This window comes from Nocardia noduli (assembly GCF_019038455.1).
In the GTDB taxonomy this organism is placed as follows: Bacteria; Actinomycetota; Actinomycetes; order Mycobacteriales; family Mycobacteriaceae; genus Nocardia; species Nocardia noduli.
The window spans coordinates 1-16987 of record NZ_JAFMPL010000054.1 but is presented as its reverse complement, the minus strand read 5'-3'; the positions used below and the strand labels follow the sequence as shown (position 1 = coordinate 16987).

The following is a 16987-nucleotide window of genomic DNA, read 5'->3' as shown; positions in this document are numbered from 1 at the left end:
GGTACCTCTCAGGCCGGGATCGGGGTACTCAGACCGATCCGAGTTCAGCGTCGAGCAGGATGAACAATTCGGAATCGGATGCTTCGGCTACGGGGTCCGGTCGGGTCAGCGTGGTCATCGCGGCTTCGGTCGTCGCGAGACTATTGAGCGAACTACGCAGCCGGATGCGGAGTTCGGTGCGCAGCGCGTCACTCGGCGGGTCCTGCCGGACCACCCGCTCGAACTCGGTCAGGTGCTCGAGGGCGGGGGAGCGGCGGACTTCGGCGGCCAGTTGGGTTTGCAGGTGCTTCACCAGGGCGCCGACCGTCGCGTGATCGAAGACCACGGTGGTCGGCAGGCGACGACCCAGTGCGACGCCGAGCCCACGGCTCAGCTCGACCGCCGCGAGTGAACTCAACCCGAGGTCGTCGAAGCGGTCCTGTGCCGTGAGCGTTGCGGGCGCGGCGTGCATGGTGCGAGCGATGCTCGCGGTCACCAGGTCGAAGACCGCGCGGCGCTGCTCGTCGGGCGGCAGGGAAGCCAGGGTCCGCAATCCGCCCGCGCGTTGCTCCGACGCGGTGCCTGCTGTTCGCGCGGACCCGTCGGCTGCCGCTTCGCTGAAGCGTTGTTCGTCGCCCTCGGCGAGCATGGCGCGGATATCGACCTTGTCGATCTTGCCCATCGCGTTGCGGGGGATCGTCTCGGCGTGCACCACGCGGGTCGGCAGTTTGTACCGGGCCAGCTCGGTCCGGGCGAAGCGGCGCAGTTCGGCCAAACTCGGCTCGACCCCTTTCCGGCACAGCACGATCGCGACGACACTCTCACCCTCGTGCGGGTCGGGCACGCCGACCACCGCCACATCGATGACGCCGGGAAAGTGACCGAGCACCTGCTCGACTTCGGCGGAGTACACGTTGTCCCCGCCCACGATGATCATGTCCTTGAGCCGGTCGACGAGGTAGAGGCAGCCGTCGTCGTCGAGATAGCCCACGTCACCGGTGTGGAACCAGCCATCCGCGTCGAACGAGGCGGCGGTGGCGGCGTCGTTGTTGCGGTAGCCCCCCGCCACGGTCGGACCGCGAAGGCACACCTCGCCGCGGGCGCCCGGCTCGTCGAGAACGACTCGGCTCGTCGTGTCGATCACCCGGATCTCGATGTAGGGCAACGGCAGTCCCGCCGAAGCAGGCGCGGTCGCGGCCTGCTGGGCGGGCAGACAGGTCGCGAACAAGGTCTCGGTCAGGCCGTATGCCTGTTGCAGGGTGACGCCGCGATCGAGGTAGCGGCCGATGAGTTCGGCGTGTGCCGGGGCTCCCGCGGTGACAGCGGTGCGCAGCGCCGACAGGTCGGCGTCGGCGAATTCGGGTACCGCGGCCGCCGCCGCGAACATCGCGGGTACCGCGAACACCGTGTCGACCCGGTAGTCGACCAGGTCTGCCAGCAGATGCGCGGGCTCGAAGTCCCGGCGCAGCACCACCGTTCCGCCGCGCAGCAGGGTGCGCAGGGTGAAGCAGCCGAACGGCGCGGTATGGAACAGCGGTGCCACGACCAAGGTGATGTCCCCTGGCATCGCGGGTGCGACCATGTCCAGGTTCACGCCGTTCCACCAGAGGTTGCCGTGGGTGAGTTCGACGCCCTTGGGACGGCCGGTGGTGCCCGAGGTGTAGGTGAGCATCGCGACCCGGTCCGCGTCGCAGCGCAGCGGGGTCGACCGGTCGTCGGCGAACTCCTCGGAGGGTGTGTGGTCGGCGAAGGCGGGGGAGGCGGTCGGACCGTCGAGAACCGGATCGCCGGGCGCCCACAGCAGTCGCACCCGGTCGTCATCGGTCTCGGCCAGTGCTTCGGCCACGATCTGTCGATGTCCGGGCTCCACGATCAGCGAATGCGGGGCGCAGTCCTCGAGGATCAGCGCGACCTCCGGCGATGTCAGCCGCGAGTTCACCGGCACGAAAACCGCGCCGATCCGCGCCGCGGCCAGGAAGGTGGTCAGAAAGGCGAGGCTGTTGCCGCCGAGATAGCCGATCCGATCGCCTTCCACCGCACCGCTGTCCGACAGCGTGGCGGCCAATCGCCTGGACTGTGCCGCGACCGCGGCGTAGCTGTAGGTAGCGCCCTCGTACACCATCGCGACCTGTTCGCCACGATTCCTGGCCAGCTCGTCGACGCGCGCGGCCGGACTCAGATCGCTGCTGAACGGTGACCCGTGAAATGGCATCACTAACTCCTTTGTCGGTCTCGGCTCAGGCCGAATCGAGCAGGGTCGCGAAAACATCCACCGGAAAGCCCGCCGCGGGGCCGCCCACCCGCGTCGCGAACTCGGCGATGCCCGCGAGGTGTCGTGGACCGAGTCCGAAATCGAGTGCGTCGGTGTAGTACCGGCGCAGGGTCGCGGCGTCGAACTCCTCCCAGCGAGCCAGGCGTTGGCAGAGCTCGTCCATCTCCGACATGGCGATGTCGCGGGCGGCGAGCAGGTCGGCGTGGACGCGGCGGACGGTTTCGGGTTCCCGCTCGGCGAAGTCGCGCCGGGCCGCGATCACCGCGAACACGAAGGGCAGTCCGGTCCAGTCCCGCCACATCTGCCCGAGGTCGTGCACCAGCAGTCCCGCGGCGGGAGCGTCGAACAGCGCGGCGCGCAACGCCATGTCACCTATCAGCACCGCGGCGGGCGCCTGCGCCAGCATTGTTTCCAGGTTCGGCGGACTCACGAAATACTCGGGTTGGACCCCGATGTGTTCCGAGAGGAGTAGTTTCGTCAGCCGCACCGATGTCCTGCTGGTGGAGGTGAGCGCGACTCGTTGCCCGTCGAGCTGATCGAGCGGAATCTTGCTCACGATCAGACAGGACATGACCGGGCCGTCGCAGCCGATCGCGATATCGGGCAATATCACGAGTTGGTCGGAGTGGCTCAGGAACTCCATCAGGCTGATGGGCCCCATGTCGAGATCGTCGGCGACCAGTGCGTCGCTGAGGTTCTCCGGCGTGTCGCGGACCAGATCCAGATCGATGAGATTGCCTGTGCGAGCGAGCCCCCACAGGATCGGCAGCCAGTTCAGGAATTCGATGTGCCCGACCCGTGGCCGTCGCTGACCGGGGGATCCACCGCGGGAGGACCGGTTTGTCGAGCCGGCACCGGAGATTGCGCGCATGACCTCACTGTCGCGTGATCGGTGAGGTGTGCAAACCCCTAGGCGTCCCCTAATGGGCTTGTTACCGGCCATGCCGCATCAACCCGGCCGGCCGGATGGTCCACCTCGACATTCCGTCGGAAGATCCGTATCGGCGTTCCGTCGACAAGCCTCGGCTCTCGGTGATTCGGCTTGTGCGCGTGATCTATTCACGGTGAATGCAACCGGTGTCAGTACGGATACGGCGTCGGTACTGTGCGGGCTCTCGGTGAGGAACGCAAGGAGTTCACCATGTCGCACACACCGCCCGAAGAACGTCGGGGGCGCTTGTTCGTCTGGAACGAGGATTGGCTGGCGGCTGTTGTCGGTCTGGTTCTCGTCGCGTTGGTCCTGGTCGGGGCCGTGCCCGAATGGTTGGTGCCCTGATGTCGGGGCAGGTTCCCGGTGGGCGAGAGCCGGTGCGCGGCGAGGAGGGGACCACCGTGGTGACCGGTGCGGAGTCGGGGGCCGGTGCTGAGCCGGAAACCGCTTCGGTGGATGTGCGGAAAGCGCAGGTCGGCGCCGACAGCGGCGATGCCGACGGTAGTGCTTCGGTGTCGGAAAACGCTGCGCTGCACGGGGGATCGCGGGGGACGATCTCGTGGATCGTGGCCGGTGTCGCGGTGGTGCTGGTGCTGGGAGCGCTGACCAGGTACCTCGAGATCCACGTGCCGCGGTGGGCGCAGGACACACCGTTGCGGCGGGTGGCGAAATCGATCGAATATCCGGTGTACGCGATCGCCATCGGACTGATCGGCAATGTGATCCTGACGAAACTGTCTCTGCGGGAGCGGCTTTCGAAGGGATTTCGGACGGAATTCTTCATCAAGACCGGCGTGGTCCTGCTCGGCGCTTCGATCAACCTGAAAATCCTGGTGACGGCGGCGGGACCGTCCATCGTGCAGGCGCTGCTGCTGATCACCATCGTCTTCGGGTTCACCTGGTGGTTCGGCGGGGTGCTGGGACTGGACGACAAATTGCGCGCGTTGCTGTCCTCGGCGGTATCGATCTGCGGTGTCAGCGCGGCGATCGCGGCGGCGGGCGCGGTGCAGGCCCGGCGTGAACAGATCGCGTACGCGGCGTCGCTGGTGATCATCTTCGCGCTGCCGTCGATCTTCCTGTTGCCGTGGCTGGCCGATGTGTTCGATCTGTCCGACGAGGTCGCGGGCGCGTGGATCGGGGGCAATATCGACACCACCGCCGCGGTCGCCGCCGCGGGCGCGATCGCGGGGGAGGAGGCGTTGCAGATCGCCACGATCGTGAAGACCACGCAGAACGCCCTGATCGGCGTCGTCGCGATCGCGCTCACCGCGTATTTCACGTTGCGCGTCGAACGGGTGGCGGGCGGCGCGCGCCCCTCGCCGCGTGAATTCTGGAATCGGTTCCCGAAATTCGTGCTGGCCTTCATCGCGGCGTCGGTGATCGGCACGCTGTATCTGCAATCGGTGGACAAGAAGACCGGCGCGGCGCACATCGCGATCGTCAACGATCTGCGCACCTGGTTCCTGATCTTGGCCTTCGTCTCCATCGGCCTGGAATTCTCGCTGAAGGGACTGCGGGACGCGGGCTGGCGTCCGATCGCGGTCTTCGGTTCGGCCGCCGTGGTCAATCTCGCTGTCGGCCTGGGTCTTTCGGTGCTGCTCTTCCACAACTTCACTGTCTGACCCGCGCCGCGACGGGAACGACGCGTGACCGCCCGTCGGACGCCGACGGGCGGTCGTTCTCCGTCGGCACGGCGGGGCAGCGATAGGGTTCCGAGCGTGTCGCACGCCATCACCGCGCTTCTCGTACCGGGACGATTCGACGCGGACGCGGCCGCGGAATGGGATCTGGTGCCGGTGTCGCTGCGCGAGAACCTGACCCTGTTCCACCTGACGCACTACTACACGGCGTACCGGCAAGCGGAACGGGGGATCACCGAATATTTCGACCTCCCCTCCGACGCGCCCGGCATCTTCCCCCGCGAAGCGGTCACGGCCACGATCGCGGCGCGACTGTGTGACCGACCCGATCCGACGTTCGCCGTGGTGTTCACGGACTATTTCGCGGGAAACGGAAGTCAGTGGGCGGTCGTCGCCGTCGACGGCGGACCGGCGCGCTCGGTGCGCGCCATCAACGAGGCCCTGCGCGCGCTCGGCGTGCTCGCGGCCCCCGGCTCCGACGAATTCGACACCGTCGGGCTGGCGGCCCACCGATCCACCCCCGAATACCTCGAGCGGTACATCGACCTCTGTGACGAACTCGGGGTGTGATCGGCCCGCGCCTTCAGTCCGAAACCGCTTCCGCCAGCGTCTCGTCCGGTGATTCGGTCGCCCCGTCGGACGGCCAACCGGGATACGGCGGCGGCGTGCCGCCGTATTCGGGGCACAGCGGTTTGTAATCGCAGTACGAGCACAGCCAACTGGTGCTCGGCGGGAAATCGCCGGTGCGCCCGGCTTCGGTGATGGCCGCCCACAGCGCCGAGAGGGTGCGTTCGAAACGCAGCAGTTCCTCCACCTCCGGCGCGTAGGTGAGTACCTGTTCGTCGGCCAGATAGATGAGCCGCAGCTGGGCGGGCAGGATCGCGCGGGTGCGCAGCACGACCAGGGCGTAGAACTTGAGCTGGAACAGGGCCTTGGTCTCACTGGTCGGCCCCGGCGCGCGACCGGTCTTGTAGTCGACGACCCTGAGCTGACCCGTCGGGGCGACATCGATGCGGTCGATGAAACCGCGCAGCAGCACCCCGTCGTCGAGTTCCACCTCGACCCCGGCCTCCCGCGATTCCGGATCGAAACCGGTCGGATCCTCCAGTCGGTAGTAGCTCTCGACCAGGGCGCGCACTTCGGCGAGGAATCCGTCGAGACCGGAGTCGGCGAACAGTTCGGTGATCTCGGGGCGGTCGGCCAGTACCCGCTCCCAGGCCGGGACGACGAGGGTGTCGGCGCGCTCGGGCGCCCGGTCCGCGGCGGGCAGTCCGAACAGGTCCTCCAGCACGGCGTGCACGACCGTCCCGCGCACGGCGTGACGGGTGGGCGGTTCCGGAATCCGATCGATCGCGCGCAGTCGGTACTTCAGCGGGCACTGTTTGAAATCCATTGCCCGCGAGGGCGACAGCGCGGGGCGTTGCCGGACCCGGGCAGGCTCGGGCGCCGAGGACATCTCGTCGTCGGCAGGGGGCGTGGACACGGGCGCTGGCATACCTGGCAGGCTATCCGGCGGTACCGACACCGCGGCGCGAACGGCGGTCGCTGCGTGAGCACGCAGGCCGCGCTCGCGCCGACAGCACCTTCACGCCAGCGAAACGGAGATTCATGACGGCCAGACGGACCGGGCCATTCACCATCGGTGACCGGGTGCAGCTGACCGATGCCAAGGGGCGCCTCTACACGGTCGTCTTGGAGCCGGGTAAGGAATTCCACACCCACCGCGGCGGCATCAAGCACGACAACCTGATCGGCGCCGACGAGGGCACCGTGGTGAACTCCACGAACGGCACACCGTATCTGGCGCTGCGTCCGCTGCTGATCGACTACGTGCTGTCCATGCCGCGCGGAGCCGCCGTGATCTACCCGAAGGACGCCGCGCAGATCGTGCACGAGGGCGACGTTTTTCCCGGCGCGCGGGTGATGGAGGCCGGCGCGGGCTCCGGCGCGCTGACATGTTCGCTGTTGCGCGCGGTCGGCCCCGAAGGCGAGGTGATCTCCTACGAAATCCGCGACGACCACGCCGAGCACGCCGTGCGCAACGTGGAGACCTTCTTCGGCGAACGTCCGGCTAACTGGTCGCTCACTGTCGGCGACGTCGCCGACTACGACGGCGAACCGGTCGATCGGGCGGTGCTGGACATGCTCGCGCCGTGGGACGCGCTGCCCGCGGTCGCCAAGGCGCTGGTGCCGGGAGGTGTCCTGATCGTCTATGTGGCGACCGTCACACAGTTGTCGCGGATCGTCGAGGCATTGCGCGAACAGGAATGCTGGACCGAACCGCGTTCCTGGGAGTCGATCGTGCGCGGTTGGCACGTGGTCGGCCTCGCGGTACGCCCCGAACATCGTATGCAGGGCCATACGGCCTTCCTGGTGAGCGCGCGACGCCTCGCCGAGGGAACGGTGACCCCCAAGCCTCAGCGTCGGCCCTCGAAGGGCTGAAGCCCCGGGCCCGTGCGTGCCGGTGGGCGCGCACGGGCCGATGCGACTACGGCATACAGGGCGCCTGGGCGAACCCGAGCAGCACGCAGGTGCTCGCGTCGGAGAGCTTCCACTTGCCGCCGACCTGCTGCCAGGTCAGGGGCATGGGCGGAGCGTCGCCGTTCGGCGAGCTGATGACGACCTGCGCGGTGGCGGTGTCGCCGGTGACCTTCACGTCGCTGACCACGAACTTCAGCGTTCCGTAGCCCGCGAGAGCCTTGGTCATGGTCTCGATGTTGGTGGCCCGCTTCTCGCCGTCGACGACGATCGCGACCTTGTCCTGGGTGGTCTTGGCCGGGTCGGACAGAATCGCCAGCGTGGTCTGCAACTCCTCGGCCGACGGCGTCGCGCCCGCGGCCTGCCCCGATCCGGTGGTTGCCGAGGCCGCGGTTGTGGTACTTGCAGTGGCAGTGGTGCCGGCGGCGGAACCGGAATCGTCGTCGGATCCGCATCCGGTGAGACCGACTGTCACGGCGATGGCCGCCGCGGCCGTCGCTACGCAGAAGCGCAGAGTTCTGGCGGGAAGGAGCATGGTGAGCAACCTTTCGGCTCGTGGGGCGACAACTCTCGCCCCAATCGGGTTAGGGCAGGCTAACATGGACCTCCGGCCGCCGATCGCAGTGCAGATGTGATCACGAAGAAACCATGTCGGAAAGCGAGAATTGACCACGCCCGGTAGCGTTGATAGACCGGGACTGGGAGGAGCAGCACATGAGCCCCATCGAGAATTCGGATTCGGCGGCCTGGAGAGAGCTCGAGGCGGTACGCGCCGAGGCGGCTGCACTCCGAAGGCAACTCGCCGATTCGCCGGATCAGGCGCGGGAGTTGGAAGCCCGCATCGATTCGCTGACCATTCGCAACACGAAGCTGATGGACACCCTCAAGGAAGCGCGCCAGCAGCTGGTCGCGTTGCGCGAGGAGGTCGATCGGCTGGGTCAGCCACCGAGTGGATACGGCATTCTGATCGGCGTGTACGACGATCAGACGGTCGACGTATTCACTTCGGGACGCAAGATGCGGTTGACCTGCTCGCCGAATATCGACACCGCCGTACTCGAGTACGGTCAGACCGTTCGCCTCAACGAGGCGCTCACGGTGGTCGAGGCGGGCGTCTTCGACGCGATCGGCGAGATCGGCACCCTGCGGGAGATCCTCGACGACGGCCGTCGCGCCCTCGTCGTCGGTCATGCCGACGAGGAACGTGTGGTGTGGCTGTCGGGCCCGCTGTCCAAGATCGCCGAATACGACGACATGGACGACCCCGATTCGCCGATCCGCAAACTCCGTCCCGGAGACTCCCTGCTCGTCGACACCAAGGCGGGATTCGCGTTCGAACGCGTCCCCAAGGCCGAGGTCGAGGATCTGGTCCTGGAAGAGGTTCCCGACGTCGATTACCACGACATCGGCGGCCTGACCCGGCAGATCGAGCAGATTCGCGACGCCGTCGAACTGCCCTTCCTGCACAAGGATCTGTTCCGCGAGTACGCGCTTCGCCCGCCCAAGGGTGTGCTGCTCTACGGTCCGCCCGGATGCGGTAAGACGCTGATCGCCAAGGCGGTGGCCAATTCGCTGGCCAAGAAGATCGCCGAGGCGCGCGGTGAGGATGCCAAGGAAGCCAAGTCGTTCTTCCTGAACATCAAGGGCCCCGAGCTCCTGAACAAGTTCGTCGGCGAGACCGAACGCCATATCCGGATCATCTTCCAGCGTGCGCGCGAGAAGGCGTCCGAAGGCACCCCGGTGATCGTGTTCTTCGACGAGATGGATTCGATCTTCCGCACCCGTGGTTCCGGTGTCTCCTCCGATGTGGAGACCACCGTTGTGCCGCAGCTGCTTTCGGAGATCGACGGCGTCGAGGGGCTGGAGAACGTCATCGTCATCGGCGCCTCCAACCGCGAGGACATGATCGACCCCGCGATCCTGCGGCCGGGCCGTCTGGACGTGAAGATCAAGATCGAGCGGCCCGACGCCGAGTCGGCGCAGGACATCTTCTCGAAGTACATCACCGAGACGCTGCCGCTGCACGCGGACGACGTGGCCGAATTCGGCGGCGACAAGGGCGCCTGCATCCGCGCGATGATCGAGCGGGTCGTCGACCGGATGTACGCCGAGAGCGAGGACAACCGCTTCCTGGAGGTCACCTACGCCAACGGTGACAAGGAGGTCCTGTACTTCAAGGACTTCAACTCCGGCGCCATGATCCAGAACATCGTGGACCGCTCCAAGAAGTACGCCATCAAGTCGGTGCTCGACAACGGCAACCCGGGTCTGCGCATCCAGCATCTCTACGATTCGATCGTGGACGAGTTCTCCGAGAACGAGGACCTGCCCAACACCACGAATCCGGACGACTGGGCTCGCATCTCCGGCAAGAAGGGCGAGCGGATCGTCTACATCCGCACGCTGGTCACCGGCAAGAACGCCTCGGCCAGCCGCTCCATCGACACCGAGTCGAATACGGGTCAATACCTGTAAGGTCCGGTCGATTTCGAGAAGCCGCGTCTCCCTCGGGGGCGCGGCTTCTTCCTTTCCTGTCCGAGCCGACGGCACTGCCGGGCAGAATGGATGATCGTGCCACTGACGACAACGGATCTACTCGACGCCGAATACTTCACCGACACAGCGCAACCGAGCTTCGTCGTGGACGAACTCACCCTGCGGCCGTGGTCGGCCGACGACGCGCCTGCGGTGTTCGAGGCGTTCGGGGACAGCGGGATTCAGCGCTGGCACGCCCGGATCGCCGTCTCGATGGCGGAGGTGCGTGCCTGGCTGGAGGCGTGGGCGAAGGCGTGGAACGAAGCGGCCCACGCCAATTGGGCGGTCATCGATACCGACACCGGCACCCTTGTCGGCCGTGCCTCGCTGCGGGACATCCGGCTGACCGACGGCCAAGCCGCTGCCGCCTATTGGACGGTGCCCGCCGCGCGCGGTCGTGGTGTGGCCCCGCGCGCCGTCGCGGCCCTCACCGACTGGGCGTTGAACCAGCGAGGCTTCCACCGCATCGAACTGGAGCACTCGGTGCGGAACACGCAGTCGTGCCGGGTGGCGGCCAAACTCGGGTTCGCGCTGGAGGGCACCAGACGCAGCGCCGGTCTGCACGCGGACGGGTGGCACGATATGCACCTGCACGCCCGGATCAGGGGCGATTGATCACGTCCGCCGGGGCGGCTCAGTGCCGGTCGATCACGAAGGCCGAGGCGTTGTCCCTGCCGCCGCCGTTCAGCGCCGAATCCACCATCGCCTCCGCGGTCGTGCTCGGCGATTCGCCGGTGGCGAGCAGCAGTTTGATCGTGGCGATATCGAGGCGTTTGTGCACCCCGTCGGTGCTGAGGAGGATTCGCCCGTTGCTGGAGCCGGTGGCGGCGCGGCCGATCTGATCCTCGCGCACGGTGCGCACGGTGGTGGTGATGATGTGATTCGTGCGCGGCGCCGCGTACTGGCCGCGCATCCGGAGGTATTCCGCGAGGGTGTGATCGGTGGTGATCTGATGCAGCATCCGGCCGTTCCAGCGGTAGGCGCGGCAATCCCCGACCCAGGCGATATCGGCCGAACAGTCGGGTTTGTCGGCCGTCGGGAGTACCGCGACGACCAGCGCGCTGTCGGCTTTGGGTTCGGGGAATTCGCGCAGCAGACGCCGTTGCGCGGCCAGAATGCCCGCCGCCGCGCCGTCGCGCGCGCTCTCCTTCGCCGCGACCGTCGCGGCGGCCCGTGCGGCCCTGGCCGCGAGCAGGTGATCTCCGACACCGTCGGCGACGACGAAGGCGACTCGACCGGTGACCGGATCGGTCCACGAGGCCACGGCGTCGGCGTTGATCGACCGCAGCCCGCGCCTGCTGACCGAATCACCCGCGATTCCGGCGAGCCGAACCAACTCGCGGCGGGATGTCGTCATTGCGCTACTCACGGCCTGACCTCCTGGGATCGGTCGCCGGCGACCTGTCGGCCGTCCGAACACCAGTTCACCTCATCAAACCGTGGCATACGCCAGAGATGACTGTGGGCTTGCTGAGAACTGGGCGTAGCCGAAGTATCCTACGACCCCGCCCATAGCGGAAGGGGCTCTCGACGGCTGCGCCATGTTTCCGGGATACCCCGAGAACCGAGCCGCACACCGAGCACGCCGCCGACGATCGCGCACAGCGTGTCGCCATCCTCCCGTCCCCGCCGGGCTGGGCGCGCGGAACGCACCGATGCGGTGGTGGCGGGGTGAGCGTTTGGTGACTGTCGGGCAACTGAGGCGACCATCGCACGTCATGTCCGACGATGAGGATCTATTCGCCCCGCGTTGTCGATGTTCGAGCGGACGGGACGACCGCGGGCACAGGGCGGGCGGAGATCGAATCGGAGGCTGTCGTGAGCGTGGAGAGTGTGCGGATGCTGCCGATCGGCGTCGACGGTGTCGCCGAGGTCCTCCGGTCCGAACTGATCGCCGTCCCGGCCCGTTTCGCGCTGCTCGCGGACGCGTCCGGCGCGACGCTCGCCGAAGATCTGATCGCGGGTACCGCGCTGCCACGGGTCGACACCGCGGCGATGGACGGCTACGCGGTGAGCGGCCCCGGTCCCTGGTGGACGTTGCGCGCCGACGCCAGGCTGGCCGGTCACGGTCGAGGACGTCCGCTGTCGTCGGGTGTCGCGGTGCGGATCGCGACCGGCGCGGCGGCCCCGACCGGGACCACGGCGGTGATGCGCGACGAATTCGCCGAGACGGCGCGGGTATCCGGCCGCCTGATGGTGCGCAGGGTGCCCGGCGCGCCCCTGAAGGACGATATGCGCCGCTGCGGTGAACAGTGGGACGGCGGGGAAGTGCTCGTCGGCCACGGCACCCGGGTGTGCCCGGCGGTGGTGTCGGCCGCGGCGAGCGCGGAGGCCCCCACGGCCGCGGTCCGCGGGCCGGTGCGCGCCGACGTGCTGATCACCGGCGACGAGATCCGCGCGCGCGGCCCGCTCGCCGAAGGCCAGACCCGCGACGCGCTCGCGCCGGTACTGCCGCAACTGCTGCGTGCCTGCGATATCGGGTGCGGTCCGGTCCGGCATCTGCCGGACCGCGCGGAAGACCTGCTCACCTGGTTCACCCAGGAACGCGATGCCGACATGGTGGTGGTCACCGGCGCGACCGGACACGGCGCGGCCGATCATCTGCGCGATGTGCTCACCGAGATCGGCGCGCGCGTGCTCCTCGACGGGGTGGCGATGCGGCCCGGCGGCTCGCAGATCGTCGCGGTACTGCCCGACGGCCGGGTGCTGCTCGCGTTGCCGGGTAATCCATTCGCCGCGGTGGCCGCGCTGCTGGTCAGTGCCCCCGCGATCGTGGACGCGCTGACCGCGCGCACTTCGCGGCAGCGACTGTGGGGCCGGATCAGCGACCGGTCGGGGTCACACGAGACGCTCACCGCGGTGGTGCCGGTGCGCCAGTTGCCCGGCGGCGTGTGGCAGAGCGCGGGTGCGGCGCGCACACCGCACCTGGCCGACCTGATCGGCTGCCAGGCGCTCGCGCTGCTCGGGCCCAACAGCGGACGCGGTAGCGTCGCCGAACTCCTGCCGTTGCCGCAGTGACTTCCTGATCTACGGATCTTCTCGCTTCGCAATTCCGTGTCTGCGGCAATATGCTGTGGACCGTGTCGAATCTACGGATCAGTGAGGTGGCCGCCCTGCTCGGTGTCAGCGATGACACGGTGCGCCGGTGGATCGATCAGGGCCGGTTGACCGCGATCCAGCTCGACAGCGGACGCAAGGGTGTCAGCGGCCGTGAGCTCGCCCAATTCCTGCGAGCCAATGCCGAAGCTCCCGAGCCGGGGGTGACGGTCGCGGCGTCCGCGCGCAATCGGATGCGCGGCATCGTCACCAGGATCGTCAAGGACACCGTGATGGCGCAGGTGGAGATGCAGGCCGGACCGTTCCGGCTGGTGTCGCTGGTGAGCAGGGAATCGGTCGACGAGCTCGGTTTGGAAGTCGGCAGTATCGCTGTCGCCTCGGTGAAGTCCACCCACGTCGTGGTGGAGATTCCGGAAAGTTGACGAGAATGAATTTCATGCGCACAGGGGTCGCGGCGGTCGCGGCGGTACTCGCGGTGGTGACCGTGGCGGGCTGCGGTTCCGACGACAAGACCGAATCCGCGGACGCGGCGTCGGTGTCGGGCACCGTGACGGTATTCGCGGCGGCATCGCTGACCGAGACCTTCACCGAACTCGGCAAGCAGTTCGAGGCCGCGCACCCGGGGGTGAAGGTCGTCTACAGCTTCGGCGCCAGTTCGGCGCTCGCCGAACAGATCAACCAGGGCGCTCCGGCGGACGTGTTCGCCTCCGCGGCGCCCAAGAACATGCAGCAGGTGCGGGACAAGGGCGAAGTCACGGTCGCGCCGGTCACCTTCGTGCGCAACCGACTCGAGATCGCGGTGCCGAAGGGCAATCCGGGCGCCATCACCGGACTGGCCGATTTCGGCAAGACCGAGCCCAAGATCGCGTTGTGCGCCGAGCAGGTGCCGTGCGGCGCGGCGGCGAAGACCGTATTCGAGACCGCGGGCATCACCCCCCAGCCCGATACCCGTGAACAGGACGTCAAGGCGGTGCTCACCAAGGTGACGCTCGGTGAGGTCGACGCGGCGCTGGTCTACCGCACCGATGTGAAGGCCGCGGGGGACAAGGTCCATGGCATCGAATTCCCCGAATCGGCCAAGGCCGTCAACGACTATCCGGTCGCACCGCTCGCGCACGCCCCGAACGCGACGGCCGCGGCGGCGTTCGTCGAATTCGTCACCGGCGCCCAGGCGAAGTCGGTGTTCACGGCGGCGGGATTCGACACTCCGTGAGAACGGCCACGCGGCGGCGGGCGGTACTGGGGCGGCCTCCGGTCGCGCTGATACTGCCCGCCGTCTGCGGGCTGGCCTTCCTGGTCGTCCCGCTGGTCGGGCTGCTGCTACGGGCACCGTGGTCGACCCTGCCGGAGCGGTTGGCGAGCGCCGAAGTCGGTCAGGCGCTGCGGCTTTCACTGGTGTGCGCGACCTCGGCGACCGTGATCTGCCTCGTGCTCGGGATTCCGCTCGCGTGGCTGCTCGCCCGCGCGGATCTCCCCGGCCGTTCGCTGCTGCGCGCTCTCGTCACCGTCCCGCTCGTGCTGCCACCGGTCGTCGGCGGTGTCGCGTTGCTGCTGGTCCTGGGACGGCGCGGCCTGATCGGGCGCTACATGTACGAATGGTTCGGGGTGTCACTGCCTTTCACGACCGCCGGGGTGATCGTCGCCGAGGCGTTCGTGGCGATGCCGTTCCTGGTGATCTCGGTCGAGGGCGCCCTGCGCGCGGCCGATCAACGATTCGAGGAGGCGGCGGCGACCCTCGGCGCGAGCCGCTGGTACACCTTCCGCCGGGTCACACTGCCCTCGATCCTGCCGGGCGTCGTCGCGGGGGGTGTGCTGTGCTGGGCCCGCGCACTGGGCGAATTCGGCGCGACCATCACCTTCGCGGGTAATTTCCCCGGTCGCACGACGACGATGCCGCTGGCGGTCTATCTCGCGCTGGAGAGCGATCCGGAGGCCGCGATCGTGCTGAGTCTGGTGCTGCTCGCGGTATCGGTGCTCGTACTCGTCGCGCTGCGGGAACGCTGGATCCGGGGCCCGGTATGACCCTGAGCGCCGAAATCCGGGTCGACCGAGGGCATTTCGCGCTCGACCTGCCGCTCACCGTGGCACCGGGGGAGGTGATCGCGTTGCTCGGGCCCAACGGGGCGGGTAAGACCACCGCGTTGCGCGCGCTGTCCGGACTCGTCGCGCTCACCGGAGGACATCTGCGCGTCGGCGAGAATACCTGGGACGCACCGCCTTCGGTGTTCGTGCCCGCCGAGCGGCGGGAGATCGGCGTGGTGTTCCAGGACTACCTGCTGTTCGCCCATCTGTCCGCGCTGGACAATGTCGCCTTCGGCCTGCGGGCGCGCGGACGCCGCAAGGCCCGGGCGCGCGAACAGGCCGCCGCGTGGCTGGCCCGCGTCGGACTCGCCGACCACATGCACCGCAAACCACGCGCGCTGTCGGGCGGACAGGCCCAGCGTGTCGCGTTGGCGCGGGCGCTGGTCACCGAACCGCGCCTGCTGCTGCTCGACGAACCGCTCGCCGCGCTCGACGCGGGCACCCGGCTGCACGTGCGCTCCGACCTGTCCCATCACCTGCGCGACTTTCCCGGATACACGGTGCTCGTCACCCACGACCCGCTCGACGCGATGGTGCTCGCCGACCGATTGGTCATCCTGGAGAACGGCGCGATCGTGCAGCAGGGCGCGCCCGCCGAGGTCGCCGCCGCGCCGCGCTCGGACTACGTCGCGGATCTGATGGGACTCAACCTCTATCGCGGCACCGCGCGCGGCACCCTGGTGGCCCTCGACACCGGCGGTGAGTTCACCATCGCCGAACCCGGCAACGGACCGGTGTACGTCGCGTTCGCCCCGAACGCCGTCGGACTGCATCCGGAGCGGCCGGTGGGCAGCCCGCGCAACAGTTGGCCCGTCGTCATCGCCGGTATCGAGCAGCACGCCCACACCATCCGGGTGCGTTTCGAGGGCAGTCCGCCGGTACTCGCCGACATCACCCCGGCCACCGTCGCCCAACTGGGGTTGCGTCCGGGACAGCGGCTGTGGGCGGCCGTGAAGGCCACCGAGATGCGGTCGTATCCGGCGTGAGCCCGGAGTTCCGGCGTGGGAGCCCTCGCGGGACCGGATGATGCGCGGCATCGCGTCGACAGCCGTCCCGTCCCGCCTACCGGAAGCTCAGCCGCGGGCGACGCGCACCGAGTTCAGCACCACATCGTCGGTGGGGGCTCCGTCGCCGGAACCGTCGCGAACTCCCGCCGCGGCGATTCCGGTGAGCACGCCGAGTCCGTCGACCACGCGGCCGAACGGGGTGTAGTTCGGCGGCAGCTGACTGTCCCGGTAGACGAGGAAGAACTGGCTGCCGTTGGTGCCGGGACCGGCGTTGGCCATCGCGAGTGTGCCCGCCGGATACGTCGCGCCCGCCAGATTCTCGTCGGGGAACCGGTAGCCGGGCCCGCCGGTGCCCAGCGCCGACGGATCACCGCACTGGAGGACGAAAATGCCCTGGGTGGTCAACCGGTGACAGCGGGTGTGGTCGAAATACTGCTGGTCGGACAGGAAGACGAACGAATTCACCGTGCGCGGCGCCCGAGCCGCGTCGAGGGCCACCGTCACGGTTCCGCAGTTGGTCTCCAGCGACGCGGTGTACCCGGCGGCGGGATCGATCGTCTGCCAGGGCTCGAAGGGCCACTGCTTCCCGTTCGGCGCGTCGGCGGACGCGGGCGCGCATCCCGCCGGACTCCGGTGCGCCTGCCACGGCTGCGCGGCCACGCCGCCCGCCGCGTGCAGCGTCAGCGCCGCGCCCGCGATCAGCAGGCCGAGCCCGGGCAGCATCCGCCGCATCGGATTGCCGCGACGCTTCTCGACGCCCGCGCGCGCCCGCGTTCCGATGCTCACAGTGGATCTCCTTCATCAGGGGTATACGCACCGGACGATGCTGGCCCGCATCCTGCCACCTACCCCACCCTCACCGTCACCGAACCACCCGGTTCGCTCTCAGGGGGCGGTCATGGGTGCGGGCCCCCGGTAGGTTGGCCTCGGGACCGCAGGCGTCCACGGGAGGAGCAGACGGTGACGGGTGGGGGTAGGACGCGGCCGTGGCGGCGGGCGATAAGGG

General features: G+C 68.4%; 18 protein-coding genes. 11 read left to right on the top strand and 7 right to left on the bottom strand.

What is annotated here, in order from left to right; genetic code table 11:
* Positions 1-28 precede the first annotated feature (28 nt).
* Positions 29-2191 carry an AMP-binding protein gene (locus tag JZ792_RS24835; protein ID WP_216913918.1) on the bottom strand — a complete coding sequence of 721 codons (2163 nt, stop codon included), beginning with the start codon at positions 2189-2191 and terminating at the stop codon, positions 29-31.
* A gap of 25 nt (positions 2192-2216) precedes the next feature.
* Positions 2217-3122, bottom strand: coding sequence for a menaquinone biosynthetic enzyme MqnA/MqnD family protein (locus tag JZ792_RS24830; protein WP_216913916.1), 906 nt, complete (start codon positions 3120-3122; stop codon positions 2217-2219).
* Positions 3123-3392: 270 nt separating this feature from the next.
* Between JZ792_RS24830 and JZ792_RS42710 the strand changes: the two genes are divergently transcribed.
* From JZ792_RS42710 to JZ792_RS24820, 3 genes are all read left to right on the top strand, one after another.
* Positions 3393-3527 carry a hypothetical protein gene (locus JZ792_RS42710; RefSeq protein ID WP_256461481.1) on the top strand — a complete coding sequence of 45 codons (135 nt, stop codon included), beginning with the start codon at positions 3393-3395 and terminating at the stop codon, positions 3525-3527.
* Complete coding sequence (locus JZ792_RS24825) at positions 3527-4804, top strand: YeiH family protein (protein WP_254190304.1); 1278 nt, start codon at positions 3527-3529, stop codon at positions 4802-4804. The genes JZ792_RS42710 and JZ792_RS24825 overlap by 1 nt, the downstream gene beginning before the upstream one ends.
* A 96-nt stretch (positions 4805-4900) precedes the next feature.
* Positions 4901-5392 carry a hypothetical protein gene (locus tag JZ792_RS24820; protein ID WP_216913914.1) on the top strand — a complete coding sequence of 164 codons (492 nt, stop codon included), beginning with the start codon at positions 4901-4903 and terminating at the stop codon, positions 5390-5392.
* Positions 5393-5405: 13 nt separating this feature from the next.
* Here JZ792_RS24820 and JZ792_RS24815 read toward each other — a convergent pair whose 3' ends face one another.
* The gene (locus tag JZ792_RS24815; protein WP_438804376.1) at positions 5406-6317 is read right to left on the bottom strand and encodes a RecB family exonuclease; all 912 of its coding nucleotides are present in this window, start codon (positions 6315-6317) and stop codon (positions 5406-5408) included.
* Between the two features lie 113 nt (positions 6318-6430).
* On the opposite strand from JZ792_RS24815, the gene JZ792_RS24810 reads away from it, so the two are divergent.
* Positions 6431-7264, top strand: a complete 834-nt coding sequence (locus tag JZ792_RS24810; RefSeq protein ID WP_216913913.1) for a tRNA (adenine-N1)-methyltransferase — start codon at positions 6431-6433, stop codon at positions 7262-7264.
* Positions 7265-7310: 46 nt separating this feature from the next.
* Here JZ792_RS24810 and JZ792_RS24805 read toward each other — a convergent pair whose 3' ends face one another.
* Entirely contained in the window at positions 7311-7835 is a 525-nt protein-coding gene (locus tag JZ792_RS24805) for a nuclear transport factor 2 family protein (protein WP_216913911.1), read from the bottom strand.
* Between the two features lie 179 nt (positions 7836-8014).
* On the opposite strand from JZ792_RS24805, the gene arc reads away from it, so the two are divergent.
* Both arc and JZ792_RS24795 read left to right on the top strand, forming a co-directional pair.
* Positions 8015-9775, top strand: a complete 1761-nt coding sequence (gene arc / locus JZ792_RS24800) for a proteasome ATPase (protein WP_216913909.1) — start codon at positions 8015-8017, stop codon at positions 9773-9775.
* 96 nt (positions 9776-9871) lie between these two features.
* On the top strand, positions 9872-10450 hold the full coding sequence (locus JZ792_RS24795; protein WP_308165444.1) for a GNAT family N-acetyltransferase: 579 nt from the start codon (positions 9872-9874) through the stop codon (positions 10448-10450).
* 19 nt (positions 10451-10469) lie between these two features.
* Here JZ792_RS24795 and JZ792_RS24790 read toward each other — a convergent pair whose 3' ends face one another.
* Entirely contained in the window at positions 10470-11204 is a 735-nt protein-coding gene (locus JZ792_RS24790) for a PP2C family protein-serine/threonine phosphatase (protein WP_308165443.1), read from the bottom strand.
* Positions 11205-11332: 128 nt separating this feature from the next.
* Complete coding sequence (locus tag JZ792_RS43635; protein WP_498044259.1) at positions 11333-11545, bottom strand: ADP-ribosylglycohydrolase family protein; 213 nt, start codon at positions 11543-11545, stop codon at positions 11333-11335.
* A gap of 108 nt (positions 11546-11653) precedes the next feature.
* Here JZ792_RS43635 and JZ792_RS24785 point away from each other — a divergent pair, with 108 nt between their 5' ends.
* From JZ792_RS24785 to JZ792_RS24765, 5 genes are all read left to right on the top strand, one after another.
* Complete coding sequence (locus JZ792_RS24785; protein WP_308165442.1) at positions 11654-12853, top strand: molybdopterin-binding protein; 1200 nt, start codon at positions 11654-11656, stop codon at positions 12851-12853.
* Positions 12854-12915: 62 nt separating this feature from the next.
* Entirely contained in the window at positions 12916-13314 is a 399-nt protein-coding gene (locus JZ792_RS24780; protein WP_216913905.1) for a TOBE domain-containing protein, read from the top strand.
* A gap of 14 nt (positions 13315-13328) precedes the next feature.
* Entirely contained in the window at positions 13329-14105 is a 777-nt protein-coding gene (gene modA / locus JZ792_RS24775) for a molybdate ABC transporter substrate-binding protein (RefSeq protein WP_308165441.1), read from the top strand.
* Positions 14102-14914 carry a molybdate ABC transporter permease subunit gene (modB, locus tag JZ792_RS24770; RefSeq protein WP_216913901.1) on the top strand — a complete coding sequence of 271 codons (813 nt, stop codon included), beginning with the start codon at positions 14102-14104 and terminating at the stop codon, positions 14912-14914. Before modA ends, modB begins: the two co-directional genes overlap by 4 nt.
* Positions 14911-15960 carry an ABC transporter ATP-binding protein gene (locus tag JZ792_RS24765; RefSeq protein WP_216913899.1) on the top strand — a complete coding sequence of 350 codons (1050 nt, stop codon included), beginning with the start codon at positions 14911-14913 and terminating at the stop codon, positions 15958-15960. The genes modB and JZ792_RS24765 overlap by 4 nt, the downstream gene beginning before the upstream one ends.
* A gap of 87 nt (positions 15961-16047) precedes the next feature.
* Here JZ792_RS24765 and JZ792_RS24760 read toward each other — a convergent pair whose 3' ends face one another.
* The gene (locus JZ792_RS24760; protein ID WP_308165440.1) at positions 16048-16767 is read right to left on the bottom strand and encodes a peptidylprolyl isomerase; all 720 of its coding nucleotides are present in this window, start codon (positions 16765-16767) and stop codon (positions 16048-16050) included.
* Positions 16768-16987: the final 220 nt, after the last annotated feature.